We start from the raw sequence: 1,380 nt of genomic DNA, 5'->3' as shown, positions 1-1,380 counted from the left end.
GTGAGCCGCGCGTTGGCGAGCGCCGCCCGGATCACACGCTCCTGCGAAGGACCGTTGGGCGCGGTGAGACCATTGCTCGCACCGTCCTGGTTGACCGCCGAACCCCGCACCACCGCCAGCACCGGATGCCCGTTGCGCCGGGCATCCGACAACCGCTCCAGCAGCAGCACCCCCACACCCTCGCCCCAGCCCGTACCGTCCGCACCCGCGGCGAACGGCTTGCACCGCCCATCCGGCGCAAGCCCCCGCTGCCGGCTGAACTCCACGAAGATGCCGGGCTCGGCCATCACGGTCGCGCCTCCGGCCAGTGCGAACGAGCACTCGCCGGAGCGCAGCGCCTGTACCGCCAAATGCAGGGCGACCAGTGACGACGAGCACGCCGTGTCCACCGTGACCGCCTGCCCGCGAAGGCCGAGGGTGTAGGCGATACGCCCGCTGGCGACGCTGCACGAGGTACCCGTCAGCAGGAAACCCTCGACCGCTTCGGGGGCGTCGTGGAGCGCGGGACCGTATTCCTGCTGCATCAGCCCGACGAACACTCCGGCGTCGCCGTCGCGCAGCGTCTCCGGGGCGATGCCCGCACGCTCCAGTGCCTCCCAGGAGGTTTCCAGCAGCAACCGCTGCTGCGGGTCCATGGCTTCGGCCTCGCGCGGCGAGATGCCGAAGAAGCCGGGATCGAAGTCGCCCGCGTCGTACAGGAACGAACCGGAGCGGGTATAGGTCGTGCCGTGGTGCTCGGGGTCCGGGTGGTACAGGCCCTCCAGGTCCCATCCGCGGTCCGCGGGGAAGGCGGAGATCGTTTCACCGCCGGTGGAGAGGAGATCCCAGAGCTCCTCCGGTGTTCGGATCCCACCGGGCAGACGACAGCCCATGGCCACGATGGCGATGGGGTCCGAGCGGGTCGCGGGCCTCGTACCCTCGACGATCTCGGGGTCCGGTCCGGTGTCGCCGTTGAGCAGGGCGCGCACGTGACGGGCGAGGGCCTGGGGGGTGGGGTGGTCAAAGAGAACGGACGCGGGGAGGGAGAGACCCGTCTCGGCGACCAGCCGGTTCCGCAGATCGACGGAGGTGGCGGAATCGAAGCCCAGGGCCTTGAAGGTGAGCGACGCGTCGACGTCACCGGGCGTGGCGTGGCCCAGTATGACGGCCGCGTGCGCACGGATCCGCTGCTCCATGTCGTCGTACGGGGCTGGGGAGGAGTCAGGCCCGGGCTGGTCCGGCTCGCCAGGTACGGCCAGGGGGGCGGAACGACGGGTCGCGGCGGCATCGAACCAGTGACGACTGCGCTGGAAGGCGTAGGTGGGCAGCGGCACGGTACGGGCACCTTGTCCGGCCAGGACCCTCGTCCAGTCCACGGGGATGCCCCGAACCCAGGCCTCG

Annotated in this window: 1 protein-coding gene; it reads right to left on the bottom strand. The window is 71.0% G+C overall.

Features of this window, described 5'->3' with window-relative positions; all coding sequences use genetic code 11:
- Positions 1-1,380 (bottom strand): type I polyketide synthase (locus AB0M26_RS31915; protein WP_365266544.1); only part of this gene is annotated, 1,380 nt, incomplete at both ends.

This window comes from Streptomyces sp. NPDC051776 (genome assembly GCF_040681345.1).
Classification (GTDB): Bacteria; Actinomycetota; Actinomycetes; order Streptomycetales; family Streptomycetaceae; genus Streptomyces.
Note: the sequence above shows the minus strand (reverse complement) of the source record. Positions and strands in the feature narration are given on the sequence as shown.